The organism is Streptomyces prunicolor (assembly GCF_045162825.1).
Lineage (GTDB): Bacteria > Actinomycetota > Actinomycetes > Streptomycetales > Streptomycetaceae > Streptomyces > Streptomyces prunicolor.
In genome coordinates this window covers 5740657-5767343 of the sequence record NZ_CP108676.1, presented here as the reverse complement: position 1 = coordinate 5767343, position 26687 = coordinate 5740657, and the positions used below count along the sequence as shown (strand labels likewise).

The following is a 26687-nucleotide window of genomic DNA, read 5'->3' as shown; positions in this document are numbered from 1 at the left end:
CGTACAGATCCCGAAGGCCGCGTCCGTCGACACCCGCCCCAGAGGAGAGACGACAAACACGCGTCCCTGGATCCACTTCCCCCACAGTCGTACCGGAGGACCCCCGAAGTGCCGCACTCCCCCGATGAGTTCGCCACGTACGCACACGCGCGCCTGCCCGAACTGGTCACCACCGCCCACCTGCTCTCCGGCGGTCCGGGCGACCCGGGCGACCCCCGAGAGGCGACCGAGTTGGTGCGGAGAACCCTGGTGAAGGTGTGCGCTCGGTGGCGCCGAATACCTCGGGACGACGTGGACTTCTATGTACGACGGTCCCTGGTCAAGGAGTATCTGCGCCGGGCGCGCCGCAGAAGGACCCGGTCCGCGCGGCAACGGGCCGTGCTCGTGTTGCTGCACTGGGAACGCCTGCCCGAGAAGGAGACCGCCCAGTTGCTCGGCTGCTCGACCGGTGCGGTCAGGAGCCGGGCCCGGCGCGGGCTGGCGGTCTACGGGGGTGATGCCGAGCGGCTGCGGGGACTCTTCACGGAGGCCGCCAAGTCCGCCGAGTCCGCCTCCGGAGGGGTCCCGTTCGACGTTCCGCTCGATGCCGTCGAGCAACGGGGACGGGCGCTACGGCGCCGTCGTAGAGGCGTGGTCGTGGCCGGCTGTGCGCTGCTGCTCGTGCCGGCGGTCGTGTTCGGCGCGGGCGGGTTCATGGGTGCCGGTTCGGCGGACGACGGGTCGGGCGGCGGGGCGAGCGACGTGGCGCAGAGCCCGACCCGGATCGTCGCACCCGGCGAACGGGTGGACGCCGTAACGGGAGTACAGGTCTGGCTGACCACCGACGGCAAGCACTGGTCGACTCCGGAACGGCCCAACCAGTTCCGCGCCCTGACCGGTGACAGCGGCAGGCAGGAGGAGCAGCCGAAGCCGGGCGTCTCGGCTCAACTCGATCCCATGAAGAGCGGGTATTTCCTGTCGGGCCTGTACCGCGGCCTGTCCGCCGACCCGGCTCGTGTCGAGGTCACCGTCGACGACCGAAGGATCACCGGTACGGTCCTCACGCTGGCGGGCAGCCCCGGCTGGGGCGTCTGGTACGCGCGCACACCGCTGACACCGGAGGAGTTGAAGTCGAGCTCCGTCGACGGCGGCCCGACCGTCACGGTGTACGACGCGGCCGGCAAGGTCGTCGCACGGGGCGGAGCGGACGAGTGAAGCCCCCGTCCGGCTCACCCCGCACCCGTGTCCGCCCCCGTGTCCACCTCCGCACCCGCGCCCGAGCCCACCTGCGGCGCGTCCCGCTCCGCCTGCGCCTCCGCCGCACCCGGGGCCGCCTGCTGCGCCGACTGCTCCTGACCCTTCTCGCACTGATCGCGACACTCTGCACGGCAGCGGTCGTCGCGTACCGCCTGACGGACATCCCCGACCCGCACCCCGAGACCGTCACGCAGAGCACGGTGTTCGTCGACGACAAGGGCTCCTACCTGGGCCGACGTGGCCCGGTCGACCGCCAGGAGATACCGCTCTCGCAGGTCCCGCGCTACGTCCAGGACGCGGTGATCGCGGCCGAGAACCGCACCTTCCGTACGGACGACGGCGTCTCGCCACGGGCCATCGCCCGCGCGGTACTGGCCTCCCTGACCGGCGGCGAACGCCAGGGCGGCTCCACCATCACCCAGCAGTACGTGAAGAACGCCCTGCTGACCCCGGAACAGTCCCTGTCCCGCAAGGCCCGCGAGGCCCTGATCGCGATCAAACTCGACCGCACCCGGTCCAAGGACGACATCCTGGCGGGCTATCTCAACACGGTCTACTTCGGCCGGGGTTCGGCCGGTATCCAGGCGGCCTCGCGCAACTACTTCGGCGTGGACACCCGGAACCTGACCGTCTCCCAGGGCGCGGCGCTCGCATCGATCGTCAACATCCCGTCGTACTACGAGAAGGCGGGCTCAGATCCGAAGGTGACCGCGACGCTCAAGTCCCGCTGGGCATGGGTGCTCGACGCGATGGCGACAAGCGGCGCCATCACGGCGAAGCAGCGCGCCGACGCCACCTTCCCGGCCTTCCGTTTCTATCCGCCGGGCACGACCGAGGGGCAGCGGCAGTACATGATCGACGTGGCGGCGAAGGAGGCCGCGGACCGACTCGGCATCACCGAGGACCAGTTGGCCCGCGGCGGCTACACCGTGCACACCACGTTCGACCTGGCCCTGCAGGACGCCACCACGGAGGCGGTGAAGAACCTCAAGGCCGGTAAGAGCGGCAAGCAGAACAAGGACGGCAAGGGCACCACGTTGCACACGGCCGTCGTGGCGATCAAACCCGGCGACGGAGCGGTCCGGCTGCTGTACGGAGGGTCGGACTACGCCCGGCAGCCGTTCAACGACGCGGTGGGCGGCGCGGTCGAGGCGGGAACGGCCCTGGACCCCTTCGGCACGGTCCGGCTCGACGGCCCCCTGACCGAACTGCGGAAAACCGCCGCCCCCACCCCCCTGAAACTGGCCTCGGCCTACGCGACCGCGGCAGCGAACGGCCTGTACGCGACCCCGTACACGATCACGAAGATCACCCGGGACGGACGCCAGGTGTACACCGCGCACCCTGACACGCAGCGCGCGCTGGACGAGAAGGAAGCGTTCATGGTGAACGCGTACATGTCCAAGACCGGGACGCCGGACAAGGCGACGGACAGGACGCCGGACAAAGAGGCGATCCCCTCGACCCCCACCGCCCAGAAGGCTCCCCAGACCTTCTTCACCGCCGGAGCAGGCGGCGGAATCACCCGCCGAACCCTCTGGTCCACCACCCAGGACCCCCAACTCACCCTGACAGTAGCCCTGTTCGCCGACCGCCCCGGCGAGAAGAAGAACACGACGGTGCCCGCCCAACTCCCGAACGATCCGTCGCCGGTCGAGTCCGCGGAGGAGACAGCGGCACAGATCTGGCGGCTGACTACCGGGGGGACGGGATAGAACAGGGCTCGCACGAGCGTAGGGCGGCGGCGCCGGCGGCATCACGGGTGCGCGTCTCTACCCTGAGGTAGAGGCTCCGGTCCTCCGTTGCGTCGACGACTGCTCGTCCGGGCGACGGAATGCTTACCGCCATGGACATCACTTCGCTCACCGTCGTACTCAGTGTGATCGTCGTCGTCTCGGCCTCGGTCCTCATCGCCTTCAACGAACCTCCGCTGTGGGTCTACGGGTTGAGCTGCGTGGGCTCGTTCCCGCTGAGCAGCGCGCTGCTCCACGGACCCGACTTCACCTCCGCCATCGAGGACGGTTCCGCCGCCGCGTGGGCCCTGCGGCTCGCCGTCACCGCCACCGTCACGGTCGTACTGAGCTTCCTCTTCGGCAAGGACTGCCGCGGTGGCGCCGAGGACGCCCCCGAGCATGAGCACACCACCGACGCGGCCCCCGCCCCGACCCCGGCTCCTCGTCCTACGGTTTGAGCGTGGCGGTGAGGGTGTCCGCCAGCCACTTCTCGTACGTGTCGTCGGACCAGCCCCGGCCCGCCGTGAGCTGGGTGTACAACTGCGGTCCCGCCAGCGCCCAGACGACGTCCGCGACCTGGGCCGGATCGACCTCCGGGGCCAGCGCGCCGGTCTCGTCGAGGTGGGTGACGAAGGCGGTCACGCCGGTCAGCCGTTCGCGCTCGGCGGTCTCCAGGACCTCGCCGACATCCGGCCCGGCCTGGGTCAGCAGGGCGAACAGCGGGGCGACCCGTTCATGGATGCCGCGCACGAACGCGCCGTAGAGCCGGAGTTTGGTGCTCAACTCCCTTGTCCCCAGGATCTGTTGGATCTGCGGGCGGTCTCCCATGGGGACCGGTTCGTCGTCCCCGGCCAGCGTGCTGTCCCACAGGGCCTTGACCAGGCCCGGCTTGCCGCCGAACGACTTGTAGACCGTCTCGGGGGAGACACCCGCGCGCTCGGCCACGGCCCGCACGGTCGTGGCGTGGTAGCCGTCCTGGAAGAGCAGCTCACGGCAGGCCGCGAGGACCGCGGTCCGGTTGCGGCGCGCGGCCTCGCGGCGGCCCTCGGAGTTGTAGGACCGACGAGGCGTTCCGTCCGGCATGAGCACACCCTCCAATTCTGTTACAGTCGACTGTATTGGATGCAAGCTGCTGCATCCAATACTACCCGGCTGCCGGAGGCCCGTATGTCCCGTCCCGCATCCACGCAGGTCGCACCCGGCGTCCATCGCCTCGGCGACCATGTCGTCACCTTCTACCTGATCGAGGACCCGGACGGTCTCGTCCTGGTCGACGCGGGAACGCCCGCGCACCTGGAGCAGTTGCGCACGCTGCTGGCCGAGCTCGACCGTTCCCTGACCGACGTCCGTGCCGTACTCCTGACCCATGGCCACGCCGACCACACCGGGCTGGCCCGCCCGCTGCGGGAAGCCGGCGCCGAGCTCTGGATCCACGAGCGGGACGAGGCCATCCTGCGCGACGGTCCGCGCAGCGCGAACCGCCATGCCAAGCCCGAGCGTTCGATGGTTCCTTACCTGCTGCGTCGGCCGTCCGCCCTCGCCGTTCCGCTACGACTGGCCCGCGACGGCGCCTTCACCGCGCCCGGGGTGCCGGGCGCGCGGGTGTTCGACGCCGACCAGGTGCTGAAGGACGTCCCCGGCGCCCCGCGGGCCGTCGCCCTGCCCGGCCACACGCCCGGCAGCGCCGCGTACGCCTTCGCCGACCGCGGGCTGCTCTTCACCGGCGACGCCCTGGTCACCGCCGACGGCTTCACCGACCGCACCGGGCCGACGATCGTGAGCCGCTGTTTCACCCACGACAGCGGGGCCGCGCTCTCCGCCCTCGACCGCCTCACCGAACTGACCGAACTGGACGCGGACCTGCTGCTGCCCGGTCACGGCGAGCCCTTCGCCGGAGGCGTCGCGGCCGCCGCCCGCCAGGCACGACAGTTCGGCGCCCACTGACCCCCGGACCCCGTGGACGCCGTCGGCCGATCCCGTCGGCTGGTCGGGGCAGCCCTACCCAGTTGAGAAAGTGTGTCACTTTCGCGAAAAGTGTCACACTTTTCTGGAGAGGGTGTCCCGGCCGCACCGGATTCGCCGACAGCATCCACGGCCCCCGACGCCGAGTTGGTCGTGATTCTTACGAACCCGGGACGTCGACCCGAACCGCACCTTATGTTCGTTTCATCCCCTCGATCTCGGTCTAGCGTTGCGAATCGTCCGGCGCCGAGCGTGAGCGCCCCGCCGGCCCCCATTCCCCTTTCCACAAGAGGAGTTCGCACGCATGTCTCTCGCCAGGGCCCGCATCTCCCGCACCCTCACCACCGGTGCCGTCGTCGCCGCAGCAGCACTCTTCGCCGCGCCCGCGGCCGATGCCGCCAACTCCCCTCAGCCGAAGGGAAGTTCGGTGGTGTTCGTACAGAGCGACGACACGACCGCGAACACTGTCGTCGCCTACGAGCGCGCCGCCGACGGCACCCTCACCCAGAAGGGCGTCCACGCCACCGGCGGCAAAGGCGGCATACTGCCCGGCACCGTCGCCGACCACCTCGCTTCGCAGGGCTCGCTCGCCTACGACCGCCACCACCATCTCCTCTACGCCGTGAACGCGGGCAGCGACACCGTGACCGTCTTCGCCGTGCGCGGCACGCACCTGCGGCGGGTCCAGGAGATCTCCAGCGGCGGGAGTTTCCCGGTCAGCGTCACGTTCCACGGCGACCGGGTCTACGTCGCCAACACACTCGGCGGCGGTTCCGTACAGGGCTTCGTGCGGACCGGCGAACGACTGGTGAAGGTCCCCTCCTGGAACCGCAACCTCGGTCTGGACAAGGCGACTTCGGCCATCGGACAGATCTCCTTCACCCCCGACGGTTCGAAGCTCGTCGTCACCACCAAGGCCTCGGGGCAGAGCATCGACGTCTTCCCGGTCGGCACGCACAGCGGACCGTCCGCCCGACCCGTGGTGACGTCCACCCCCGGCGCCGTACCGTTCGGTTTCGCCTTCGACTCCGCCGGACGGCTCCGGGTGACGGAGGTCGGCACCAACTCCGTCGGCACCTTCACAGTCGGCCGCGACGGCAGACTGACCGCCAAGGGCACCGTCCCGACGGGCCAGACCGCCACCTGCTGGGCAGTGACCGCCGGCAACCACCTCTACGTCTCCAACGCCGCCAGCGGCACCCTGTCCGGCTACCGGGTAGGCGCCCAGGGCCAGTTGACCGCACTGGGCAACACGGCCACCGACGCCGGCACGGTCGACGCGGCCGCCTCGTCGGACGGGCGGTACCTGTACGTCCAGACCGGCATCAAGGGCCTGGTGGACGAGTTCCGGGTCGGCGCGAACGGCTCGCTCACCGCGATCGGCTCGGTCGAGGTGCCGGGCGGGGTCGGCGGCGAGGGCATCGCCGCGGGCTGACCGACACCGGCACCGGCGCCAGCACCGACACCGACCACGGCAGGACAAGCACCGGGGCCCCCGCACAGCGGCCGGGGGCCCCGGACCCGTGCCCCCTCTTCCCGCCTCTCCTCGCCTCTCCCCGTTTTTTCGTCGGCACCGCATCCAATCCAAGGTCCCGGCGGGAACGGATGACGTCCGGACATGTCCCGACCGCGGAGGCCCTCGGTGAAAGAAGCAGTGCATATCGGCAGGAACCCGGCCCCAGGGCCCGACCTGGAGGAACTGGTCGGCCGGGTGGCACTCGGGGACGAGGACGCCTTCGCCGGTGTCTACGACGCCGTGGCGGCCCCGGTGCTGGGGGTCGTGCGGGCCGTACTGCGCGACCAGGCGCAGTCGGAGGAGGTGACGCAGGAGGTACTGGTGGAGGTGTGGCGGACCGCTCCCCGCTACCGGCGCGACCGTGGCACCGCCGTCAACTGGATCCTCACCCTGGCGCACCGCCGGGCGGTGGACCGGGTGCGCTCGGTGGACGCCGCGGCGGCCCGCGACCACAAGGCCGCACTGCTGGACCGGCTCCCCGAGTACGACGAGGTGGCCGAGCGCGTCGAGGCCCGGCTGGAGCGCGAACAGGTACGGCGCTGCCTGCGCACGCTGACCGAACTCCAGCGCCAGTCCGTCACGTTGGCGTACTACCGGGGCCTGACCTATCGCGAGGTGGCGGTGGCGCTGGCGATCCCGCTGGGCACCGTCAAGACCCGCCTCCGCGACGGACTGATCCGCCTGCGCGACTGCCTGGGGGTGACCGCGTGACGACCACCGGCCCCCACCGGCAGACCAGCCCGAACACCGCACACACGCTGCCCAACCGCCCGGGGGTGACCGCGTGACGACCATCGATCTGCACCGGCTGACGGGTGCCTACGCCCTGCACGCGCTGCCCGACGAGGAGAACACCGCCTTCGAGCGGCATCTGGCGGGCTGTGAACCCTGCGCGGAGGAGACCGCCGAGCTGAGCGCGACCGCCGCCCGCCTGGGACTCGCCGTCGCCTCGACACCCCCGACCGCACTGCGCGAGCAGGTGCTGCGCCGGATCACCGCCGTCCGCCAGGAGACTCCCGGCGGGCAAGTCCGGAGCCGCACCGCACGGGTCGGCCCGCGCACCCGCGCCCTGTCCCGCTGGGCGCTCGCCGCCTGTCTCGCGGCGGCCACCGCCCTCGGTGGTACGGCGATCTGGCAGCACCAGCAGGCCGAGGACGCCCGCGGCCAGGCGCAGCGCGCCACACAGGCCGCGGACGAGATCGCCGCCGTACTGGCCGCGCCGGACGCCAGGACGCGCGCCGCCGGGCTGGCCGGGGGTGCCACGGGGACCGTCGTCGTCTCGCGCGACCGGGACCGGGCCGTGTTCGTCGTCTCCGGGATGGCCCGGCCGCCGGGCGGCAAGGTCTACCAGCTGTGGTTCGACGACGCCGGGACCATGCGCCCGGCCGGCCTGATGAACCCCGCCCGCGCCGACCAGGCCGTCCTGCTGCGGGGCGCCGTCGACAGCGCGTCGGGCATGGGCATCACCGTCGAACCCGACGGCGGCTCCCCGCACCCCACCTCCGCCCCGGTCGCCCTGATGACCTTCCCGAGCTGAGACGGGCCGGCCCGGACGAGCCAGGCCCGCCCCGGAGCACCGACGCGACCCGTCAGACAAGCCCCGTGGCCGCCACGGTGACCCGAGGCGCGGACCGCACCGGTAACCAGGGCGTCCAGACGTCACCCGCCCTGATGCCCCACCCCAGCCGAGCCAGGCCCACCTCGGAGCACCGGCACGACCCGTCAGACGAGCCCGGTGACCGTCACCGTGACCCTCGGCGCGGGCCGCGTCGGGGCCACGGCGTCCAGGCGGCGCTCGACCGTGTCCCGGACACCGCGCGCCACGTCCACGGTCCTGGCCCGGCGCAGCGCGACGACGTGGATCTCGACGTGCCAAGGACCGTCGCCGTCCGGCGGAGTCATCCGCACCCCGGCGGGCGCCGCCCCCGGCCGCGACACCACCGACCGCAGCCGGTCGGTCAGCCCCGGCCGGAGAAAGGCGACCCCCGAGACAGCCTCGACGGCCTTGGCGACCTCCGCGGCCAGCGTCGCGTGCGCGGGCCGGCCGTACGGCGCGGAATTCTCGGAGTGCTGCGCGGTCATGCCGTACCGCCTTCCTGATCGTCATCGTCATCGTCATCGTCATCGTCATCGTCATCGTCATCGTCGTGGGACATCGAGCTGGGCACGAGGTCCGTGACACGGATATCAACTGCCGTGACTCCCATACCCAGTTCACGGTCCGCCGCCTCCCACACCCGTTCGCGCACCCGGGCGGCGAGTTCGGGCAGCGGGGCGTCGGCCGGGGCGTGGATGTCGAGGCGGACCTCCACCGTGCCGTCGTCACCACCACCGTCACCGCCGTCGAGGAGACGGCAGGAACCGGCCCTGACGCCCGGGACCGACTCGGCCGCCGCACGCAGCGCGCGGGCCGCGACCGCCTCCATGATCCAGAGATCCTCAGCGGGTTCACCGAGGGGCAGGGGACGGCCCGGACGCAGTTCGAGGCGTACGACGTCCATGATCCGCCGGGTCAGCGGCTCGGTGTCGTAGTCGGCGGCGGAGCTGTCCGTCTCCTCCCGCAGGCCGCGCACCACGGACTCCAGGTCGTCGAGTCCGTGCACGGCCTGTCGGCAGTGCGGGCAGGACCGGAGGTGGGGATCGTCGGTCTGCTGCTCCCAGTCGTCCCAGGTCCGCGACAACAGCCGTCCGCAGGGCAGGAGTTCGTCGTCGGCCTGGGCGGACGCGTGGTTCGACGGATCGGTGCGGTCGGTGCGGTCGGTCATCGCCAGGCCCCCAGTGCTTGAGTCAGAGATCGGCGGGCGCGGAAGACACGGGCGCGGACGGCCTCCTGGCTGATGCCGACCGCGTCCGCGATGAACTCGTAGGAACGGCCGTCCAGTTCGCGCAGCACCCAGCACGCGCGCTGTTCGGCCGACAGCAGGTCAAGGGCGTCCCGCAGCTCGCGGACCGCGCCGCGGCCCTCGGCGATCCGGGCCGGGGAGGTGGTGTGTTCGGCCGCCGGGACGTCGTCCGCCGCCTCGAGGGAGGCCACGGGTCTGCGCGAACGCAGCACGTTCAGACAGCGGTTGGTGACGATCCGGTACATCCAGGTGCCGAAGGCGGAGCGGCCCTGGAACTCCGGGAGCCGTCGCCAGGCGCTGAGGAAGGCGTCCTGTACGGCGTCCTCCGCCTCCACTGCCGTGCCGAGCAGGCTCGTGGCGAGCCGGATCAGCGCGGGTGCGTGCCGTTGCACGAGCACGGCGAAGGCGTCCTCGTCCCCCTCCGCGGCCCGGACCGCGAACAGGGCGTCGTCCGTATCCGCCACCACTGGGCGACTCCTCTCGTCCGGTCTGTCCGAGGGTTGGACACGGCCGCTCGGTGGCTGTGACGCGCGTACGCCCTCTTGTTTTTCCTCCGGAGCCGAAGCGTGCACGGATTGGCCGGAAAGGGATATTCATCCCATCGTGGGGCCGACCAATCCGCGCGCCTTTCGGGGCCGGATTCCCCACGTGACCAAGCCCGAGACCGCGCCCGAGAAGAAACCCACCAAAGCACTGCTGCCGCTCGCCGCGCTCAGCGGCGCGCTGGCGGGTTTCGCCGCGCTCGCGGTCGCCGAGGCCGTGGCGGGCGGGACGCGTCCGCAGGCCGGGCCGGTCGTCGCGGTCGGGGGCGCGGCGATCGACCGTACGCCCGCCGCCGTGAAGGACTGGGCGATCCGCCATTTCGGCACCGACGACAAACTCTTTCTCCAGCTGAGAATTCTCGCGGTACTGGCGCTTTTCGCACTGGCCCTGGGAATTGTCGCGCTGCGATTCCGGCGCACGGGGGCGGCCGGTGTACTGCTGTTCGGAGTCGTCGGCGCCCTCGCGGCGACCGGCCGCCCGGACTCCACCGGGATCACGGACGCGCTGCCCTCCGTGGCCGGCGCCGTCGTCGGGGCGGTGGTGCTGTACGTGCTCGTGGCTCGCCTCCGGCCCCGGGTCCAGCCCCAACCCCAGCCCCAGCCCCGCACCTCCCCGTCCGCTGCGGGATGGGACCGGCGCGGTTTCGTGATCGCGGCGAGTGCCGCCGCCGTCGGGTCCGCCGGTGCCGGGTTGCTCGGCCGTTCGCTGAGCGGTGCCGGCGGCCGGAACGCGGTCGCCTCCCGCCGGAACCTGGTCCTGCCGACGCCTGGCTCCCGGGCCCGTCCCGTACCCAAGGAGGCAGGCCTACGGATCCCCGACGTCAGCCCCTTCCTCACCGCCAACGCCGACCACCGTCAACGACTCCGCCAAGGTGGTCTGCGGCAACGTCAAGACCGCCAACGCCAACGTCTACATCATCGACACGGTGCTGATGCCCACCAGCTGACGTCGGCTTGATGCCGGTCGGCTGACGCCTCGAAGGATTTCCCGTGCCCGCCGCGTCACAGACGCGGCGGGCACGGGTCTGAAGAAGTGAGAGCACATCGGCCACGAGGCAGCGAACCAGACAGCCCACGAGGCAGCACACGAGACAGAAAGAGGTATGCCATGACCACGCAGACCGCACCGGTCGCCACCCAGGTCCGACCCGCCCAGGTCCGCCCGACCAAGGACCCGGCCACCACCGACGTCTCCGGCGGAGCCACCGGCGCCGACCAGCCCGCCGCCGACCGGGGCCGTACGTCGATCGCCGATGTCGTCGTAGTGAAGGTGGCCGGTATCGCGGCCCGAGAGATCCCCGGCGTGCACGACATGGGCGGCGGCCTCTCGCGCAGCATCGGCGCCGTGCGCGACCGCGTGCCCGGTGGCCGGCCCAACGTGGGGCGCGGGGTGAAGGTCGAGGTGGGCGAGCGGCAGACGGCGATCGATCTGGACCTGGTCGTCGAGTACGGGGTGTCCGTGATGGATGTCGCCCAGGACGTACGGGAGAACGTCATCACCGCCGTGGAGCGCATCACCGGCCTTGAGGTGGTCGAGGTGAACGTCACCGTCAACGACGTCCATCTGCCCGACGACGACGAGCCCGCGCACACCGGCGAGGCCCGCGTGGAGTAGAGCGGCCGGTCGAGGGCACGGGCAGGAGGGGTGGATCCGGTGGAGAGGTGGAGGTGGACGGGCATGAGCACACCGTTCGTCGGGATGATCGCGGGCATGGCCCTGGCGTTCGCCGGCTGGTTCGGCGGCTTCGGCGCCTTCCTGCTGGTGGCGGCGCTCGGCGGCCTGGGCTGGGCGGTGGGCCGGTGGTTCGACCGCGGCGGCACCGTCCAGGACGTACGGGCCGCGTTCGAACGGAGCCGCCGATGACCACCGCAGCACCCGCACCCGTACCCGCGGCCGCCTCACAGCGGGGTACCACCACCGTCTCGCAGCGCGCGGTCCGCAGGATCGCCGAGCAGGCGACCGCCGAGGCGCTGCCCGGGCGCGCTGCGCGAGCGACGGCGGCCGTACGGGGCCGGAGGGCGGAGGTGTCCCTGGGCGTGACGCTCCCCTATCCGTCCCCGCTGGCCGACGCCGTACTGAACATCCAGCGCCATGTGATGGACCGCACCCGGGAGTTGACGGGCCTGGACGTACCGACCGCGCGCGTCAACGTCACCTCGCTCGCACCCCCGAGGTACTCCCGCGCTCCGGTGTCCCCGACCGATGAGGCCAACTCCCCCAGCACACCCCGGCGTTGGTGGTCCGGTCGCCGAACCCCGACCGCCCTCCTGACTACGTCGGCGGCCCTGGCCTGCGGTGCGCTCGCCCTCGACCTGATCCAGGTGCACACCGCCCACAGCGCGGCGGCGGCCTGGCGCGTCTCGGCGGTGCACTGGCTGTCCGGACACGGCCCCGGAGACCCGGCCGTCGTGATCGCGGGCGGCCTGACGGCCCTGCTGGGCGTCTGGATGATCGTGCTCGCCGTCACTCCGGGTCTACGTCACCGTTCCACCGTCCGTACGGCGGCCGGACGCGTCGACGCCGCCGTGGACCGCTCGGCGGTGCGGTCCCTGGTCCGCGACACTGTGGGCGACGTGCCCGGCATCACGGCGGTACGGGTGCGGGTACGCCGCCGACGGATCACCGTACGGGCGCGACTCGCCTTCGGCGACCGGGCCGAGGCGTCCGCAGCGGTGACGACAGCGGCCCGCGCCGCCGTATCCTCCTGTCGGCTGCGCCGCGAACCCCGGGTACGGATCACGGTCACCCCGGAGCCGGTATGGCAACCGCCGACGGCACCCGACGCACCTTCCGTACCCAACACACCTTCCGCACCCTCCACACCTCCCGTACTCCCCGTACCCACAACCCCCCTCGCGGCCAAGGAAGTTGACCAGTGATCCGCACCGCCCACACGGCCGTCAACCGAACCGCCCTCGGCGCAGGCGGACTTGCCCTCCTCCTCACCGGTTCCTGGCTCGCCACCACGGACCGGGCGGTCGCGCACCGGTTGCCGACCTGGTGGCCCAACTCCCGCACAAACGCTGTGCTGTTGGAGCCAGACCGGCTGGCGCAGTTGCGGAGCGAGGGCTGGTGGACGCCCACGGTCATGACCGCGTCGATCGGGCTGACCGTGCTGTTCGCGTCCTGGGCTTTCGGGCAGCTGCGTTCGGGTTCGGGGCGGCGGATGGCACTGCCCTCCCCCGGCTGCACGGTACGACCGCGGGCGTTGGCCGAGGCAGTGACGGCACGGGCGACGGCCGTACCCGGAGTCGCACGCGGGCACGCCCGGGTACTGCCCCGACGCGGACGCCGCCTGGAGATGGAGCTGCGAGTGTGGCTGGCCCCGGACACGTCCCCGGACGCCGTACTCCCCGCCCTGCGCGCGGTAACGGCGGAAGCGGAGAGCGCGGCGGCGCCGTACACGACCCACACCCGACTCCGGCTGAGCGCCGCCACCCCGCGCCGGGGGCCCCATGTCCGCTGAGCCGTACGTCGGCCGGGTCCGCCGGATCGCCGGGTTCCGGCTACCGGCGGCCTGGTGGCCGGCGCTGCGCCGTACACCCGTGTCGCTGTGGAACGACGACATCTCGGACTACGCGGCGGCGCTGACGTACTACGCGATCCTCGCGGTACTCCCCGCGATGCTGGCGACGGTCATCGCGTTCGGCATGATCAGCCCGGAGACGGCCGAGGAGTTCGTCAGCCACGTCACGGCGTACGCCCCCGCCGACTCCGGTACGGAACTGCACGCGGCCCTGACCCACGTCCTGCGCACCGACCGCACGGCATGGCCCCTGCTGGTGGCGGGCAGCGTCAGCGCGCTGTGGTCGTCGACGAGCTACCTCGCCGTGTTCCGCCGCGCCCTGCACCGCATGCACGGCACCCAGGACCGCCGTTCCCCCTGGCGCAAGGCCCCGCGCATCGTACTGACCGCACTGGCCCTGCTCGGCCTGCTCCTGGTCGGCTCGCTCACGCTCCTGCTGACCGGCCCGCTCGCACAGGCCGTCGGCCGGATGGCGGGCGTGGACGAGACCGCCGCCTGGGCATGGGACCTGCTGCGCTGGCCGGTCCTGCTGTGTCTGGTCGCGCTCCTGGTCGTGGTCGTCTTCCACACCGGCCCGGCCGGGGCGAGCCGACGCGGGCACAGCCTGCCCGGGGGTGTGCTGGCCGCCGCGTTGTGGCTGATCGTCTCCGCGGGCTTCTCGACGTACGCGACGACACTGGGCGCCTACAGCAGGCTGTACGGGTCGCTGTCGGGCAGCGTCGTCTTTCTGGTGTGGCTGTGGCTGTCCAACCTCGCGCTGCTGAGCGGGGCGCAGTTCGCGGCGGAGCTGGCGAAGACGCGCGAGGCGTGACTCAGACGGTGCCGAACTTGCCCGCCTTGACGCCCGCTATGAAGGAAGTGAAGACACCGGCCCGGAAGCCGAGCACGGGGCCGGTTGGGTTCTTGGAGTCACGGACGGGAACGGTGCCGCGCGGGGCGACGAGGTTGGCAGCGACCTCGATGCAAGCGCCGCCGTTGTCGCTGTACGAGGACGTGAACCAGCGAGGGGTTTCGGTCGTCACGAGATGCCCTTTCGTACCTGTTCGATCATGGCCACAGACGCCGCCTGTGACAGCGATTCGGCCTGTAGCTGATGGTAGGCCGTCAACATGGGCAGCACCGACACGCTTTCGCGATCCAGATGCCCTTGAGACTGCGACTCGGCGTAGCAGGTCACGGACCGATCCGGCAGTGTCAGCAGGTAAACAGGCAGGTTGAACGGTCGCCGTTCCCCTATGTCGAACGGCGCCACCTGCAACATGGTGTTCGGCAGTGCGGCGAACTCCACCAGCCGCGCCAGCTGGGCTTCCATGACAGCGGCTCCGCCGACAGTCCGACGGATACAGCTCTCGTCCATGGTCAGGAACACCGTGGGGGGATTGATCCTCTCCAGCGCCGACTGCCGTTCCATCAGCAACTCGACGCGCTCATCGGCTTGTTCAGGGGTGATGGAGCCCCGCCGCACGCTGCTGTCCGCCAACACCCGTGCGTACTCCGGCGTTTGCAACAGCCCGGGGATGATGCCGATTTCGTACAGCCGGATTTCCACGGCCCGGCCCTCGTACCCGACGTACTCCGGGAAGCCTTCAAGGATCGCGGTGTTCCGCACGGCTCGCGCCTGCCGTTCGAACTTGTCCCCGGTCCCGAATGCCTTGTCCGTACTTGCCGAGAAGCGGGGTGTTGGCGGGCGCCGACCAATTTCGACGGCTGAAATATGCGCACTGGAATATCCCGTACGCATACTCAGGTCGTCCTGCGTCCAGCCGCGTTCATCTCGCATCCTGCGCAGATACACCCCGTACGCCGCCTGCGGTGACTGATCCGGGTCGAGCTCCTTGCGGTTGACCATGATCCACCTAACTTGCCTGCCAAACCATGCCAGTTGATGACCTCTCGACTCTAGGTCACTCTGAGCCGCGTCGGTAGTGGAACGACTACGGAGAGGAATGGCCCGTGGAGAGTCAGGAACCCCCTCAACTCCCCGCCCCCGGCACACTCTTGGTGGACGCACAGGACCGGATCGGCGAGTTTCGCGGCGAGTGGTGCGGGCTCTGGTCCCTGCGACCGGTAACGGGCGGAACCGAGTGGACCGTGAACCCCGAGGACGTACAGCCGGCGAACCCCCAACAGCGATTGCGTGCCGAAACCGCCCGCGCCAACGCCCGAAGCCGGGGTGAGGTGCTGTGACCGTCCCGATCCGCCGCACGTTCCGCTTCGTCGACTGGACGCTACGGCCCGACCACGACCCCGACGCCCCACCGCTGACGTACGCGTTCCGCTGCCTGGCCCTCAACGCCGACGAAACGGAGTGCGCCGCACGCTCGTCCCCGAGCAACGACCCGACAGAACCCCAGACTTGGGCCTTCGCCCACCTGCGCGAGCATCCCGGGCACACCAGTTACGCCGAGGTGATCGAGCGGCCGTGGGTGATGTGGGAGGGGGGTCCGGCGTGACTGGTCGCACCAACAGAAAGGTCGCCCGATGGATTGGCAACAGCACGCGGTACACCTCTCGACTCAGGTGACCGACCCTGTCTCTCGCTGGCGCGAGCCCGTAGCGGAAACTCCTCGCCATGAACTCGTACCCCGCTGGTGGGAGCGGGACGGTGTCGGCGGATGGCGTCTGAGGGACGGGGCTGCCGACCCCTCGGCGTGGACAGCAGCGACGTACGCAGATCGTTCGTTGATCACCAGAGTCGGCACGCTGCACGCCGACAAGGCCCAACTCACCGACCGTCTGCAGGGGTTGCCCACGTCATCCGCCACGCTCCCGAGCCTGGTGGTGCGAATGCTGCGACACGGGCGGCTCGCGGACGGGCTGTCGTTGCTGGACCTGGGCACCGGAGCCGGCGGGCTCACCGCGTACGCCTGTCACCGGCTCGGGGGCGGACACGTGACGAGTCTGGACATCGACCCGTACCTGGTCAGCGCCGCAGGTCAACGGCTCGCCTCCCTGGGCCACCACCCGACGATGGTCACGGCGGACGCCACCGAACACGTCCCGGGCTCGTACGACCGGATCGTCTCCACGGTCGGGCTGCCCGCCGGTCCGGGGCTCGCCCCCGTCGTCGCCGCTCTCGCACCCGGCGGACGGATCGCCACCACCATCGCCCGTACCTGTCTGATCATCACGGGGTGGAAGCGCGCCAGCGGTGCCGTGATGGGGCAGGTGGAACGCGATACCGCCGGTTTCATGCTCACCCGATCCGGAGACGACTACCCACCCGCTCTCACCGAACTGTTCACGCTCGCCCGTGAGGGGAGAGGCGAGGAGATCACCACGGGCGTCCATCCCGTGGTGGACCTGCCGAACGCGTGGGAGTTGAGTTCCATGCTCCAAGTCACCACACCAGGTGTGGAGTTGGACTACGAGCGGCGCGACGGGACCCGTACCGCCTACCTGGTCCATCCGGACGGTTCATGGGCCCGGGCATCCGCCGACGGAACGAACCCACCGGAAGTCCACCAGGGCGGACCACAACGTCTGTGGACCGCGCTGGAACGCATCCGCCACCAGCTCAACGCGGACGGCTCGCTGCCGTTGCTCGGCGCGCAGGTTCGCATCACACCCGACGGTGTCTGCCACCTGTCCCGGGGCAACTGGCACACGTCCATGGGCGCGCGATAGCCGAAGCGCGCTGAACGATCCCCTCCGCCGAGGCTCAAAACACCGCTCAGGGCATCGCTCAGGACACCGCTCACAGCACCGGAACCTCCCCCACCCCATAACCCCCCACAGGCAACGGCTCCGGCACACCCCCCGGCTCAAGCACATGGGCGACCAGCGCACCCGCCGTGTGATGCCAGAGGCCATGGCGGCGCAGCATCCCGTGGTCGCCGTCGGCGATGAACGCCAGGCCGGCCCGTGTCGCCCCCGCCTCCCGTGCCCGGCGTACGCAGTCCGCCGTCTCCGTGGGCGAGGTGACGTGGTCGCGTGCGCCGTGCAGGGCGACGATGTGACGCCCCGCCGCCTGCTCGACGGGTTCCCCCGCCGGCCACCACGGGGCGAGGGCGACCACGCCCGTCACCAGCGGGTGACCGGCGGCGCGGAGGGCTGCCCGGCCGCCCATCGAGTGGCCGAGCAGCACGGTCGGTACTGGGCCGGTGAGTTCGGCGAGGGCGTCCAGCGCGCGGAGGGTGTCGTGGGCCGCGTCCGCGCGGTCGCCGTTCCAGCCGCGGACGCGGTAGCGGACCTGAGCCACCAGGACTTCCTGGTACGGGAGTTGGGCGATCACCGCGCGTGCGACCGGGCCCATGCGCAGCGCGGCCAACTGCCAAGGCCTGGCGGGGCGTTCGCTCGTCTCCTGGCCGCCGTGCAGGACGAGGACGGCGGCTCGGGGGTGCGCGGGACGTCGGCGCACCTTCAACGGAGCGTGCTGATCGGCGTGTCGGATGCTGTCGTGCTGTGGCTCGATGAGGTGCTCCTAGCTCACTCGCGTCCCGGCGGGCGCGGGAGGAAACCGCTGGTGCGGGCACGGTACTCGGCGTATCCGGGACGGTCGGCCATGTGCCGTTCCAGCAGGCGTTTTCCGCTGCCCCGGGTCAGCAACAGGCTCATCACCAGGGGCGATACGACGGACACGGCGGCCGCCGCCGGGGAGTCGCAGGTGAGCAGGAACAGGCCCCACCACACGCAGAAGTCGCCGAAGTAGTTCGGGTGCCGGGTCCAGGACCACAGGCCGCGGTCCATGATCCGGCCCCGGTTCGCGAAGTCGGCGCGGAAACGGGCCAGTTGGGCGTCCCCCACCGCCTCGAAGCCGATGCCGACCGCCCACAGCGCCGTGCCGGCAACGTAGTTGAGCACCGAAGGCCGACCCGGCACGTACTGCGCGGCCTGCACGGGCAGGGACACCAGCCAGACCAGCGCGCCCTGGAGGAGATAGACCATGCGCAGGGCGTACGCGTTCCGGTTGCCGGGAGCCTTGGCCAACAGCCGTTCGTAGCGCGGGTCTTCGCCATGGCCCCGGCCCCGGCGGGCGATGTGCACCGCCAGCCGCAGCCCCCAGACCGCCGTCAACGCCGTCACCAGCAGCCGTCGTACGGGATCGCCCTCACCGGCGGAGACGGTGAAGGTCACACCGGCCACCGCCGTGAAGCCGATACCCCACGCGATGTCGACGATCCGGTGCACACCCAACCGCACCGCTACGGCGAACGTGACGAGCATGACCGCGAGGGCCGCGGCGGCGGACCAGGCGAGGTTGAGCGCGAACGCGCTCCAGGGGAAGCCGTTCACGGCCGGGTCACGCCCTCGGCGGCGTTCGGCTTGGTGAACAGGTACTGCTGGACGTCGAGGTAGCCGGACCTGAACCCCGCCTCGGAGTAGGCGAGATAGAACGTCCACAGCCTGTGGAAGACTTCATCGAAGCCGAGGGCCCCGACCTCCCCGGCCCGCTCCGTGAACCGTTCGCGCCACAGGCGCAGCGTCTCGGCGTAGTGGGCGCCGAAGGCGTCGCGGCGGGCGAGGCGCAGGCCGGTGTGGTCGCGGGCGGTCTCCTCGATCGCCTCGGTGGACGGGATGCGGCCGCCGGGGAAGACGTACTTGTGGATCCAGGTGAAGGTGTCCCGGGAGGCGAGCATCCGCTCGTGCGGCATGGTGATGGCCTGGAGCGCCAACCGGCCGCCCGGCGCGAGCCGTTGGTCCAGGGCGCGGAAGTACACCGGCCAGAACTCGGCACCGACCGCCTCGATCATCTCCACGCTGACGACGGCGTCGTACGTGCCGACTGCCTCGCGGTAGTCGCGCAGTTCGATGGAGACGCGGTCTTCGAGACCGGCCGCGCGCACCCGCTCCAGCGCCAGGTCGCGTTGTTCGCGGGAGAGGGTGAGCGAGGTGACGCGGGCGCCTCGGGCTGCGGCCCGCAGGGCGAGTTCGCCCCAGCCGGTGCCGATCTCCAGGAGCCGGGTGCCCTCGCCCACGTCGGCGAGGTCCAACAGCCGGTCGATCTTGCGGTGTTGGGCCGCCGCGAGGAGATCCTGGCTCGCGGGGAAGCCCCGGAAGACGGCGGAGGAGTAGGTGAGGGTGTCGTCGAGGAAGAGGGCGAAGAGGTCGTTGGACAGGTCGTAGTGGCGGCTGATGTTGGCTCGGGAACCGTCGGGTGTGTTGCGCTCGGCGTGCGGGTGGCTCAGGGCCCACAGAGCGCGCAGCCGTTGCAACGGCGCCGGGATCAACTCGCCCGCGTGCCCGGCCAGTACGGTCAGGGCGGCCACCAGGTCGGGGGCGTCCCACTCACCGGCCATGTACGACTCGCCGAACCCGACCAGGCCGTGGGTGCCGACGCGGGCGTGGAACGCGGCCGGGTCGCGGACGTCGATCAGCGGTCCGCCCTTGCCGACGTCCGGGGCACCGGAGAACCGTGCCCGGAGCGGGAGTTGGGCGAGGGCCCGTCGGACGAGGGTCGCGGTGAGCGCCGTACGGACGCGGGAGGCGGGCGGTACGGCGGCGATGTCGGGCCAGTGGGCGGGGTCGACGGCGGCGGTACGCACGCGGGGGGTGGTGCGGGGTTCTGCTGTCGTCATGTCACGTTCTCCGGGGCGCGGTGGTCGTCGGTTCGGGGCTGAACGGGCAGTCCCCGCAGGTAGAGGCGGATGCCGTGGAAGCGGATCGCGGCCGACACGGCGAGGGTGGACCAGGGGTGGCGCAGCGCCAGCCGCAGCAGCCGCGCGGTGCTCGCCTCGCGCCGGGTGCCGCGTACCGTCGCGGTGAAAGCCCGGCCGCCCTCGCGCTCCAGGTGGACGGTCAGGGCGAGTTGGGGACCGGGCGCCGGCAGCCGCATGCGGTAGCCGCCGTCGACCGGGAAGAACGGGGAGACGTAGAGCTTCTTCTCGGCGCGGGCGGTGGCGGAGGCGTCCGGGTGCAGCAGATAGCAGTGCCGTCCGCCGTAGGTGTTGTGCACCTCGGCGACCACGCAGCGCGGTTCCGGTCCCGGTTCAGGTTCCCCGTCGGGGCCGTAACACCAGTACAGGGTCAGGGGGTTGAAGACGTACCCGAACACCCGGGCATGGGTGAGCATCAGCACCCGGCCGCCGTCCAGGTGTACGCCGTGCTCGGCGAGGAAGGCGTCCAGTCCGGCGCGGATCGAGGGCAGGTCGCCGCCGGTGAAGTGGTCGCGGGGGTCGAAGCGGGCCAAGGGGCGCAGCGGGGGCGGGAGTTGGGGCGGGCTGTCGGGGTCGATGAGCCACATGTACGTGCGGTGCCGTAGCGCGTAACGCCGGGGCGCGGTCCGCACGTGCGCGATCGTGCAGGAGTACAGCGCCGGTACGGCGAGATCCGGGGCGGCGGTGGGTGCGGTCGCGGGCGCGGCGTTCACCACCGCACCCCCAGCGCCGCCGCGGCCTCCACACCCGACCGGCAGCCGTCCTCATGGAAACCCCAGCCGTGGTACGCGCCCGCGAACACGCAGACGTCACCGGCGAGTTCGGGCAGCCGCTGCTGCGCGGCCACCGACTCGGGGGTGTAGACGGGGTGTTCGTAGACCATGCGGGCCAGCACCCGGCCCGGGTCGACGCGGTCCTCGGCGCCGAGGGTGACCACGAACGTCTCGGTGGCGTCGAGGCGTTGGAGCCGGTTCATGTCGTAAGTGACCTGCACCTGGCCGGAGTCGGCCGTGCAGGACGGCATCAGGTGGTTCCAGGAGGCGCGGGCGCCCGGGGCGCGGGGCAGCAGCCGGGTGTCGGTGTGCAGGAGGGTGGTGTTGCGGGAGTACGGGAACGCGCCCAGCAACTCCCGCTCCAGCGCGGTCGGTTCGGCGAGCAGCCGGAGCGCCTGGTCCGGGTGGACGGCGATCACGACGGCGTCGTAGGACTCGGTGCTGCCGTCCTCGGCGGTGATGTCCGCGCGGTCGGCGTGACGTCGTACGGAACGGACAGGGGTGGACGTCCGGATCTCGCCGATGTGCTTGGCGATCCGGTCGACGTACGTTCCCGAGCCACCACTGACCGTGCGCCACACCGGTGATCCGCTCACCGACAGCAGGCCGTGGTGCTCCAGGAAGCGGAACAGATAGGCGGCCGGGTAGCGCTGAGCCGTGAGCGCATCGCAGGACCACACGGCCGACACCATCGGCGTGACGAAGTGGGCGCGGAAATAGGCGGAGTAGCCCTCCCGGTCGAGGAACTCCCCCAGGGTGAGGGCCTCTTGACCACCCTGTGCCAGCAGGCGCCGGGCCGCGCGGTGGAAGAGGGGCACCTCGGCGAGCAGCCGCAGATAGCGGGGGCGCAGGAGGTTGCGGGGCTGGGCGAAGAGTCCGGCGGGGCCGCGGGCACCGGCGTACTCCAGCCCGCAGCCCTCGCACCGGACGGACATGCTCATCTCCGACTCCTGCGTGGGGACGCCGAGTTCGTCGAAGAGCCGCAGCAGGCGGGGGTAGGTGCGCCGGTTGTGCACGATGAAACCGGAATCGACGCGGTGCACCCGCCCGTCGTGCGCCGACGTCAGTTCATGGGTGTGCGCGTGGCCGCCGAGCCGGTCGTCGGCCTCGTACAGGGTGACGTGACCGGACCGGCCCAGGATGTACGCGGCGGTCAGCCCCGCCACCCCGGAACCGATCACGGCGGTCCGGCGCCCGTACCGCGCTGTCCGCTCCATCGTCATCTCCGTCACGTGTCCTCCCGCCGGTCAGGGGTTCACGCGTAATCCGGATCAGGTCGGGCGGCGGATTGGCCGAAGGGCGAAACGGGTGGTGGGACGTCTCTAGCGGGTGGGGGCCGAGCCGTCGTAGACGTGACCGGGCGTGGCGATCTGGGTGATCGCGCGGGCGAGGAGGGTGGACGGCTCCTGGCCGCCGGTGGTGATGTCGGTGTTGATCAGCACGACCAGGGTCGCCTTGAGGGCGGGGAGGTACACGGTCACGGACTCGTAGCCCGGGATGGAGCCGTTGTGCCCGATCCAGCCGCCGGTCTCGAAGATGCCGAGGCCGTAGGTGAGGCCGGGGAATCCGGTCGGCAGCGTCTTCAGGCGCTGCTTCTGGGTCTCGGGGCTGAGCAGTTCCCCGGTGGCGACGGTCTTCGCCCAGCTGCGCAGATCGTGCAGGGTCGAGATCATCGCGCCGGCCGACCAGGCCCAGCTCGGGTTCCAGTCGGTGGAGTCGGCGACCGCGCCGGTCAGCGTCTGGTTGGTGTAGCCGTGCGCGTGCGGCTCGGGGAACTCACGGACGTTCGGGCCGTCGGGGAACAGCGTCTGGTCCAGGTGGGCCGGGCGCAGCACCCGCCGGTTGATGACGTCGGCGACGTGGTGGCCGGTGACCTTCTCGATCACCAGGCCGAGGAGGACCAGGTTGCTGTTGTTGTAGACGAACACCTTGCCCGGCGCTGCGGTGTTGCGGTGCTTGTAGCCGTACGCGAGCAGCTCCTGCGGGGTGAACGAGCGGGTCGGGTCGCTCAGCAGGTCGTGCGCGAAATCGGCGTCGGCGCTGTACGGGAACAGCCCGCTGCGCATCTCGGCCAGGTGGCGCAGGGTGATGTGACGGCCGTTCGGCACGCCGTGGACGTAGCGCGAGATCGGGTCGTCGAGCCCGATCCGCCGCTCGTCGACGAGCTGGAGCAGCGCGGTGACCGTGAAGGTCTTGGTCTCGCTGCCGATCCGCGAGTAGAAGTCGGTGCTCATCGGCTGCCGCGTGACCTTGTCGGCGACGCCGGTCGCCCGGACGTAACACCCCTTGCCCGGCATCCACAGCCCGACGGCGACACCGGGGATGGCGGCCTGCTTCCGGACGTCCGCGATGGCCTTGTCGAGGCGGGCGGTGACGCCGCGGCCGAGGCCGTCGGAGGAGCAGTGGTCGTGGTCGTGCGGGGCGGGGTGGACCACCGCGGTGGCGCTGGCGGAGGTCGCCATCACCGGGGCGGCCAGGACGGACGCGACCAGCAGCGCGGCTGCCAGGAGGCGTCGGGTGGGGGTACGTCGCATGTGGGGGCGCTTCTTCCGGATCGGGAGTGGGGCTGCCACGGCACCATCCGGAGTCGGGTGAGGGGTCTGCCTGCGGTGCGCACACCTGCGAGTCCACTCGTTCGGACCGATGTTCGGCCGCACGTGGGGTGCGCGGGGCGGCGCGCATACCCCGGCGGTCGCCCGGGCCGGTGGCCGCACGCCCCGGTTGCCCCGGCGGCGTGCGGTCGTCCGTGTCGTCAGGGGCCGGACTGCCACCCGGGATCGAGGCGGGTCAGTCTCCTGTCCTGGTCGGCGGTCAGGAAGTTCCGCACATGCGGCAGCCGTGCGGTGTCCAGGGTCCAGGACACGACCGTGCCCCGGCGCGGATGGCCCCGCGTGCGCCCGTCCGCCAGCCAGTCGAGGCAAGCGCCCACCACGGACCGGTAGTTGGTGCGGCTCGCGTTGTCCGATTCCAGGTCCGTGCCGTACCCCGGGCCCTGTTCGTGGGCCAGCGCCACCCAGGGTTCAAGGACCCGCAGCGCGATGTCCGGGCCGCCGCTGCGCAGCGCGCCGAGGACGAGGCCGAAGCGGTGGGAGCCCTCGGTGAAGTACGGGTCCTCGCGCATCGCCGCACGCAGCTTGGCGTCGGTCTCCTCCAGGGTCACGAGGGCGTCCCGCCGACGGCCCTTCATCAAGTGGTCCTCGAACGTCCACTCCAGCAGGTGGAAGCGGGCGAGGAGGGCGAGATACACGTCGTTCTCCCGCTCCGCCCCGGCCAGCAGGGCATCGAGTCGCGCCCGCTCCTCACCGTGCTGCCACGGCCAGGCGTGCCGGGGATACGTACCGCTCCCGCACTCGCCGCAGCGGCGCGGGATGCTCGGGCGGGGATCGGTGAAGTACCCGCTCCCCCCGCAGTCCGGGTCGTCGCACTCCCAGCCGCCGGCCAGGGCGCCCGGGGGCGCCTGGTAACCGTCCTTGCTGGGTGGCAGCCGCCTGGGCGCCAGGAGTCCGCGCAGGATCTCCATCGGCTCCCCCTCCTTCCGTTCGCACCCCGGCCGCGGCCGGGGCCTCGTCTCAGCCGACCTTGGCGTGGTGCTCGTTCGTGGAGTTCTGGCAGACGTAGCCGGAGTTGCCGCACCGCCGGCACGTCGTCCAGGAACCGACCTTTCCCTTGCACTGGGGGCAGCGGATCGCCCGTACCTTCTTGCCGCAGCCGCGGTCGGCGCAGTAGGTGTCCTTGTCGCCGGTGTAGCGCACGCCGGCCTCCGTTCCCGTACTGGATGGATGTCTTTGTGGATGTCCTGCCGAAGTGGCCGCCTGTGTGCAGGCCGCCGCCTCACGCCCCGAGGACCCGGCCGCGCTAGGCGGCCCTCATCTCCCGGTCGCGGGCGGCGCGTTCGGTGACGGTGAGCCGGCTGATCCGGCCCGAACGGCTGCCGGGCCGTACGCCCCACGGCGAGGAGGGCTGCCCTCTGAACAGCCATACGGCGAGCGTGATCTCCCAGCCGATCGCCTTGACCATGCTGGTCAGGAACCACTCCGGGCTGATGAGCATCAGCCCCGGCGAGACGCCGTACCAGAACGAGCCCCCCGCCCGCGCGTTGAAGGTCCACAGCGCGATCGCCAGCCCGAGCACATGCCCGAGCGCCAGCACCATCGCCATCGTTCTCCCCCTGCTGCTTGCCCAAGTACCCGTCCACACGGGCCGGTTCCTAGTTGGTACCGCGCGGGCGGTGCCGTGCCCCGGTGCGTTGCACAGCTCGCAGGGCGGTGCAAGAGAGGCCTTCGGGATACCGGAATTGGGGTATGGCGGTGACATTTGCCGACCTTGCCCCGGTACTGTCCGGCTCCTGCCAGACTGGCCGCATGGACGCACATGCGGCGGTCGACGCGGGTGCCGCACTGGGACGACGGGCCCGCGTCGCCTGGCTGTTACGGGTCAACCGCCTGCTGGCGGAGGAGAGACCGCTGAGGTCGTTACCGGCCTTCGCGGCGGCTTTCCACGGCGGGATGTACGACCGCGAGGTGAGCACCAGTACCGTCTCGCGCTGGGAGACGGGCCGAACTCCCGTTCCCTGGCGGGCGGTTCGCCGCTACGAGGAGTTGCTCGCCCTTCCCCGCAACACGCTCACCGCCACCGCGCGCACGGTGTGGCGATACTGGGCACCGGGTCCCGTCCTGGACGTCGACCCGGCGGGCCCCGCCACGAGGCCGCTGGAGGATCTGCTGGAGCAGGCGGTGTCCGGCGATGTGATGACCGGTGACGACTGGGACCAGCTGACGGACGGCCTGTGCGCGTGTCCCGACGCGGTGCTGATGCCGTCGGGCACCTGGTCCGTGCTCGCCGAACGGCTCGTCGAGGAGATGGTGATCGCCGACGACCTGCCGTGGATGCTCCGCTTCGAGTCGCTCAACCGGCTGCTCAACCACCGGCGGGGCGGCCGTACGGTCATCGCCGTGTGCGGCGGGATGGCCGCCGGACGGGCCCGGCTCACGGCCACGGAGATCGTGTGCGCCCTGGACAACTGTGCTCACCCCGACGCGGCCGACCTGGTGCTGAGCGAACTCACCGCGCCCAGCGGGCCGTTGGCACATCGCGGCGCGGTCATGGCGTGCTTCCGCAAGGTGCGCTACCGGCACTTCGACGAGGGCCAGCTGAGGACGCTGGTCCGGGCGGTGCGGGACTCCGCCGGTACCGGCCCGTTCGGCGATCAGATCGAGCCGCTGCGCGGCCATCTGTCCGCGGTGCACCCCGAGTACGCCCGCGCCGTGCTGGGCCGCCGCGGTACGACACGGCGGCACGGGGAGGGAGACAGGGCCGACCCGGATGCCCGTGCCCTCGTGGCGGCGGCGGTCCACCGGGTGACCGCGCGGCTGGGCACGGTCGAACCCGACCGGGTGGGCGACCCCGCCGTACCGGCCGTGCTGGTCGCCGAGGCGCTGGCCAGTCCGCTCTTCGACATCCGGCTCTACGCCGCGTTCCTGCTCGCGGCCACCCCGTACCGCCCGGTGCTGGCCGACGCGCTCGCCGCGGAACTGGTCCGCCCCCTGGCCGTCCGGCACGAGGAACTCGCGGTGGTGCTGCTGGAGGCGCTGCGCGTCCTCGGCGACCACCGTCACCGGGGGCTGCTCCAGCGGCTGGCGGTCCTGTCGAGCGTGCCGCGACCCACCGCGTACGCCGCGGTGCGGGGCCTCGGCCATGTCGCCGCCGACCGCTCCACGGGCGACTTCCTGCGGGGTGCCGTCGCCCACCACCACGCCGCGTGGCTGACCGACCGGGACCCGGTGACCGCGGCCACGCTGGAGAGCCTGGTCTACGCGCTCGGCATGGCCTCGCGCGACGACCTGCTCACCTCGATCCTGACGGGCCCCGACTTCCTCCCGGTGGCCCGCACGGCCGCGGCCTGGTGGCTGGACATCCCGGCCCACCGGCGGGCCAGCGCCCTGCGATAGCCCCAACTCCC

Annotated in this window: 31 protein-coding genes and 2 pseudogenes; 18 read left to right on the top strand and 15 right to left on the bottom strand. The window is 71.5% G+C overall.

Annotation, left to right across the window (positions count from 1 at the left end):
* Positions 1-108 precede the first annotated feature (108 nt).
* The 3 genes from OG588_RS26590 to OG588_RS26580 all read left to right on the top strand — a co-directional run bounded on the left by OG588_RS26590 (position 109) and on the right by OG588_RS26580 (position 3427).
* Positions 109-1194 carry a sigma factor-like helix-turn-helix DNA-binding protein gene (locus OG588_RS26590; RefSeq protein ID WP_405949483.1) on the top strand — a complete coding sequence of 362 codons (1086 nt, stop codon included), beginning with the start codon at positions 109-111 and terminating at the stop codon, positions 1192-1194.
* Positions 1191-2951 (top strand): transglycosylase domain-containing protein, encoded by a 1761-nt coding sequence (locus OG588_RS26585; protein ID WP_405949482.1) that lies wholly within the window; start codon positions 1191-1193, stop codon positions 2949-2951. Before OG588_RS26590 ends, OG588_RS26585 begins: the two co-directional genes overlap by 4 nt.
* 131 nt (positions 2952-3082) lie before the next feature.
* Positions 3083-3427 carry a hypothetical protein gene (locus OG588_RS26580; RefSeq protein WP_405949481.1) on the top strand — a complete coding sequence of 115 codons (345 nt, stop codon included), beginning with the start codon at positions 3083-3085 and terminating at the stop codon, positions 3425-3427.
* Here OG588_RS26580 and OG588_RS26575 read toward each other — a convergent pair.
* On the bottom strand, positions 3417-4052 hold the full coding sequence (locus OG588_RS26575) for a TetR/AcrR family transcriptional regulator (protein WP_405949480.1): 636 nt from the start codon (positions 4050-4052) through the stop codon (positions 3417-3419). The two genes, OG588_RS26580 and OG588_RS26575, sit on opposite strands and share 11 nt — an antisense overlap.
* Before the next feature lie 84 nt (positions 4053-4136).
* Between OG588_RS26575 and OG588_RS26570 the strand changes: the two genes are divergently transcribed.
* The 4 genes from OG588_RS26570 (at position 4137) to OG588_RS26555 (ending at position 7984) form a co-directional block, all read left to right on the top strand.
* Positions 4137-4913, top strand: a complete 777-nt coding sequence (locus OG588_RS26570; protein ID WP_405949479.1) for an MBL fold metallo-hydrolase — start codon at positions 4137-4139, stop codon at positions 4911-4913.
* A gap of 322 nt (positions 4914-5235) precedes the next feature.
* On the top strand, positions 5236-6366 hold the full coding sequence (locus tag OG588_RS26565; protein ID WP_405949478.1) for a lactonase family protein: 1131 nt from the start codon (positions 5236-5238) through the stop codon (positions 6364-6366).
* A gap of 207 nt (positions 6367-6573) precedes the next feature.
* Positions 6574-7158 carry a sigma-70 family RNA polymerase sigma factor gene (locus OG588_RS26560; RefSeq protein WP_405949477.1) on the top strand — a complete coding sequence of 195 codons (585 nt, stop codon included), beginning with the start codon at positions 6574-6576 and terminating at the stop codon, positions 7156-7158.
* 73 nt (positions 7159-7231) lie between these two features.
* Positions 7232-7984: an anti-sigma factor domain-containing protein gene (locus tag OG588_RS26555; RefSeq protein ID WP_405949476.1), complete on the top strand. Its 753-nt coding sequence runs from the start codon at positions 7232-7234 to the stop codon at positions 7982-7984.
* A 185-nt stretch (positions 7985-8169) separates the two neighbouring features.
* Here the strand turns inward: OG588_RS26555 and OG588_RS26550 are convergent, their stop codons facing one another.
* The 3 genes from OG588_RS26550 to OG588_RS26540 are packed head-to-tail and all read right to left on the bottom strand — an operon-like array spanning position 8170 to position 9754.
* Positions 8170-8529, bottom strand: coding sequence for a hypothetical protein (locus OG588_RS26550; protein ID WP_405949475.1), 360 nt, complete (start codon positions 8527-8529; stop codon positions 8170-8172).
* Positions 8526-9212, bottom strand: a complete 687-nt coding sequence (locus OG588_RS26545) for an Asp23/Gls24 family envelope stress response protein (RefSeq protein WP_405949474.1) — start codon at positions 9210-9212, stop codon at positions 8526-8528. The genes OG588_RS26550 and OG588_RS26545 overlap by 4 nt, the downstream gene beginning before the upstream one ends.
* Positions 9209-9754: an RNA polymerase sigma factor gene (locus tag OG588_RS26540; RefSeq protein WP_405949473.1), complete on the bottom strand. Its 546-nt coding sequence runs from the start codon at positions 9752-9754 to the stop codon at positions 9209-9211. The genes OG588_RS26545 and OG588_RS26540 overlap by 4 nt, the downstream gene beginning before the upstream one ends.
* Before the next feature lie 184 nt (positions 9755-9938).
* Here OG588_RS26540 and OG588_RS26535 point away from each other — a divergent pair.
* The 7 genes and pseudogenes from OG588_RS26535 to OG588_RS26505 form a co-directional block, all read left to right on the top strand.
* A pseudogene (locus OG588_RS26535) lies at positions 9939-10682 on the top strand (molybdopterin-binding oxidoreductase); the annotation flags it as partial.
* A gap of 1 nt (position 10683) precedes the next feature.
* Positions 10684-10779: pseudogene (locus tag OG588_RS26530) on the top strand (fasciclin domain-containing protein); the annotation flags it as partial.
* A 161-nt stretch (positions 10780-10940) separates the two neighbouring features.
* Positions 10941-11447, top strand: coding sequence for an Asp23/Gls24 family envelope stress response protein (locus OG588_RS26525; protein ID WP_405949472.1), 507 nt, complete (start codon positions 10941-10943; stop codon positions 11445-11447).
* 63 nt (positions 11448-11510) lie between these two features.
* Complete coding sequence (locus OG588_RS26520; RefSeq protein WP_366096107.1) at positions 11511-11696, top strand: hypothetical protein; 186 nt, start codon at positions 11511-11513, stop codon at positions 11694-11696.
* Positions 11693-12712, top strand: a complete 1020-nt coding sequence (locus tag OG588_RS26515) for a DUF6286 domain-containing protein (protein WP_405949471.1) — start codon at positions 11693-11695, stop codon at positions 12710-12712. Before OG588_RS26520 ends, OG588_RS26515 begins: the two co-directional genes overlap by 4 nt.
* Positions 12709-13299: a hypothetical protein gene (locus OG588_RS26510; RefSeq protein ID WP_405949470.1), complete on the top strand. Its 591-nt coding sequence runs from the start codon at positions 12709-12711 to the stop codon at positions 13297-13299. Before OG588_RS26515 ends, OG588_RS26510 begins: the two co-directional genes overlap by 4 nt.
* A complete protein-coding gene (locus OG588_RS26505) occupies positions 13289-14170 on the top strand; it encodes a YihY/virulence factor BrkB family protein (RefSeq protein WP_405949469.1) in 882 nt (293 codons plus the stop codon). The genes OG588_RS26510 and OG588_RS26505 overlap by 11 nt, the downstream gene beginning before the upstream one ends.
* Position 14171: 1 nt before the next feature.
* Here OG588_RS26505 and OG588_RS26500 read toward each other — a convergent pair whose 3' ends face one another.
* Together OG588_RS26500 and OG588_RS26495 are read right to left on the bottom strand one after the other, a co-directional pair.
* Positions 14172-14381 (bottom strand): DUF397 domain-containing protein, encoded by a 210-nt coding sequence (locus OG588_RS26500; protein WP_405949468.1) that lies wholly within the window; start codon positions 14379-14381, stop codon positions 14172-14174.
* The gene (locus OG588_RS26495; RefSeq protein ID WP_405949467.1) at positions 14378-15208 is read right to left on the bottom strand and encodes a helix-turn-helix domain-containing protein; all 831 of its coding nucleotides are present in this window, start codon (positions 15206-15208) and stop codon (positions 14378-14380) included. The genes OG588_RS26500 and OG588_RS26495 overlap by 4 nt, the downstream gene beginning before the upstream one ends.
* A 104-nt stretch (positions 15209-15312) precedes the next feature.
* On the opposite strand from OG588_RS26495, the gene OG588_RS26490 reads away from it, so the two are divergent.
* Genes OG588_RS26490 through OG588_RS26480 form a run of 3 tightly spaced genes read left to right on the top strand, consistent with a single transcriptional unit; the run spans position 15313 to position 16986 of the window.
* Positions 15313-15546, top strand: a complete 234-nt coding sequence (locus OG588_RS26490) for a hypothetical protein (RefSeq protein WP_405949466.1) — start codon at positions 15313-15315, stop codon at positions 15544-15546.
* Complete coding sequence (locus tag OG588_RS26485) at positions 15543-15812, top strand: hypothetical protein (RefSeq protein ID WP_405949465.1); 270 nt, start codon at positions 15543-15545, stop codon at positions 15810-15812. Before OG588_RS26490 ends, OG588_RS26485 begins: the two co-directional genes overlap by 4 nt.
* Before the next feature lie 28 nt (positions 15813-15840).
* Positions 15841-16986, top strand: a complete 1146-nt coding sequence (locus tag OG588_RS26480; protein ID WP_405949464.1) for a methyltransferase domain-containing protein — start codon at positions 15841-15843, stop codon at positions 16984-16986.
* Between the two features lie 70 nt (positions 16987-17056).
* Here the strand turns inward: OG588_RS26480 and OG588_RS26475 are convergent, their stop codons facing one another.
* The 9 genes from OG588_RS26475 to OG588_RS26435 all read right to left on the bottom strand — a co-directional run bounded on the left by OG588_RS26475 (position 17057) and on the right by OG588_RS26435 (position 24886).
* Complete coding sequence (locus OG588_RS26475) at positions 17057-17719, bottom strand: alpha/beta fold hydrolase (RefSeq protein WP_405949463.1); 663 nt, start codon at positions 17717-17719, stop codon at positions 17057-17059.
* A gap of 68 nt (positions 17720-17787) precedes the next feature.
* The gene (locus tag OG588_RS26470) at positions 17788-18594 is read right to left on the bottom strand and encodes a DUF1295 domain-containing protein (RefSeq protein ID WP_405949462.1); all 807 of its coding nucleotides are present in this window, start codon (positions 18592-18594) and stop codon (positions 17788-17790) included.
* Entirely contained in the window at positions 18591-19877 is a 1287-nt protein-coding gene (locus tag OG588_RS26465; protein WP_405949461.1) for a class I SAM-dependent methyltransferase, read from the bottom strand. The genes OG588_RS26470 and OG588_RS26465 overlap by 4 nt, the downstream gene beginning before the upstream one ends.
* Positions 19874-20668 (bottom strand): DUF1365 domain-containing protein, encoded by a 795-nt coding sequence (locus OG588_RS26460; RefSeq protein WP_405949460.1) that lies wholly within the window; start codon positions 20666-20668, stop codon positions 19874-19876. Before OG588_RS26460 ends, OG588_RS26465 begins: the two co-directional genes overlap by 4 nt.
* On the bottom strand, positions 20665-21951 hold the full coding sequence (locus OG588_RS26455) for an NAD(P)/FAD-dependent oxidoreductase (RefSeq protein ID WP_405953222.1): 1287 nt from the start codon (positions 21949-21951) through the stop codon (positions 20665-20667). Before OG588_RS26455 ends, OG588_RS26460 begins: the two co-directional genes overlap by 4 nt.
* 99 nt (positions 21952-22050) lie before the next feature.
* The gene (locus OG588_RS26450) at positions 22051-23262 is read right to left on the bottom strand and encodes a serine hydrolase domain-containing protein (protein WP_405949459.1); all 1212 of its coding nucleotides are present in this window, start codon (positions 23260-23262) and stop codon (positions 22051-22053) included.
* A gap of 218 nt (positions 23263-23480) precedes the next feature.
* Positions 23481-24248 (bottom strand): hypothetical protein, encoded by a 768-nt coding sequence (locus OG588_RS26445; RefSeq protein ID WP_405949458.1) that lies wholly within the window; start codon positions 24246-24248, stop codon positions 23481-23483.
* 49 nt (positions 24249-24297) lie between these two features.
* Positions 24298-24480 (bottom strand): hypothetical protein, encoded by a 183-nt coding sequence (locus tag OG588_RS26440; RefSeq protein WP_405949457.1) that lies wholly within the window; start codon positions 24478-24480, stop codon positions 24298-24300.
* A 103-nt stretch (positions 24481-24583) separates the two neighbouring features.
* Entirely contained in the window at positions 24584-24886 is a 303-nt protein-coding gene (locus OG588_RS26435) for a hypothetical protein (RefSeq protein ID WP_405949456.1), read from the bottom strand.
* A gap of 203 nt (positions 24887-25089) precedes the next feature.
* On the opposite strand from OG588_RS26435, the gene OG588_RS26430 reads away from it, so the two are divergent.
* Complete coding sequence (locus OG588_RS26430; RefSeq protein ID WP_405949455.1) at positions 25090-26676, top strand: XRE family transcriptional regulator; 1587 nt, start codon at positions 25090-25092, stop codon at positions 26674-26676.
* Positions 26677-26687: the final 11 nt, after the last annotated feature.

Bases quoted from the DNA above. Each gene is read 5' to 3' on its own strand.
- OG588_RS26495 (WP_405949467.1), bottom strand. From the start codon at position 15,208: ATGGTCAACCGCAAGGAGCTCGACCCGGATCAGTCACCGCAGGCGGCG.
- OG588_RS26430 (WP_405949455.1), top strand. From the start codon at position 25,090: ATGGACGCACATGCGGCGGTCGACGCGGGTGCCGCACTGGGACGACGG.
- OG588_RS26565 (WP_405949478.1), top strand. From the start codon at position 5,236: ATGTCTCTCGCCAGGGCCCGCATCTCCCGCACCCTCACCACCGGTGCC.
- OG588_RS26550 (WP_405949475.1), bottom strand. From the start codon at position 8,529: ATGACCGCGCAGCACTCCGAGAATTCCGCGCCGTACGGCCGGCCCGCG.
- OG588_RS26525 (WP_405949472.1), top strand. From the start codon at position 10,941: ATGACCACGCAGACCGCACCGGTCGCCACCCAGGTCCGACCCGCCCAG.
- OG588_RS26580 (WP_405949481.1), top strand. From the start codon at position 3,083: ATGGACATCACTTCGCTCACCGTCGTACTCAGTGTGATCGTCGTCGTC.
- OG588_RS26455 (WP_405953222.1), bottom strand. From the start codon at position 21,951: ATGACGATGGAGCGGACAGCGCGGTACGGGCGCCGGACCGCCGTGATC.
- OG588_RS26450 (WP_405949459.1), bottom strand. From the start codon at position 23,262: ATGCGACGTACCCCCACCCGACGCCTCCTGGCAGCCGCGCTGCTGGTC.
- OG588_RS26445 (WP_405949458.1), bottom strand. From the start codon at position 24,248: ATGGAGATCCTGCGCGGACTCCTGGCGCCCAGGCGGCTGCCACCCAGC.
- OG588_RS26570 (WP_405949479.1), top strand. From the start codon at position 4,137: ATGTCCCGTCCCGCATCCACGCAGGTCGCACCCGGCGTCCATCGCCTC.
- OG588_RS26505 (WP_405949469.1), top strand. From the start codon at position 13,289: ATGTCCGCTGAGCCGTACGTCGGCCGGGTCCGCCGGATCGCCGGGTTC.
- OG588_RS26480 (WP_405949464.1), top strand. From the start codon at position 15,841: ATGGATTGGCAACAGCACGCGGTACACCTCTCGACTCAGGTGACCGAC.
- OG588_RS26575 (WP_405949480.1), bottom strand. From the start codon at position 4,052: ATGCCGGACGGAACGCCTCGTCGGTCCTACAACTCCGAGGGCCGCCGC.
- OG588_RS26465 (WP_405949461.1), bottom strand. From the start codon at position 19,877: ATGACGACAGCAGAACCCCGCACCACCCCCCGCGTGCGTACCGCCGCC.
- OG588_RS26520 (WP_366096107.1), top strand. From the start codon at position 11,511: ATGAGCACACCGTTCGTCGGGATGATCGCGGGCATGGCCCTGGCGTTC.
- OG588_RS26515 (WP_405949471.1), top strand. From the start codon at position 11,693: ATGACCACCGCAGCACCCGCACCCGTACCCGCGGCCGCCTCACAGCGG.
- OG588_RS26435 (WP_405949456.1), bottom strand. From the start codon at position 24,886: ATGGCGATGGTGCTGGCGCTCGGGCATGTGCTCGGGCTGGCGATCGCG.
- OG588_RS26545 (WP_405949474.1), bottom strand. From the start codon at position 9,212: ATGACCGACCGCACCGACCGCACCGATCCGTCGAACCACGCGTCCGCC.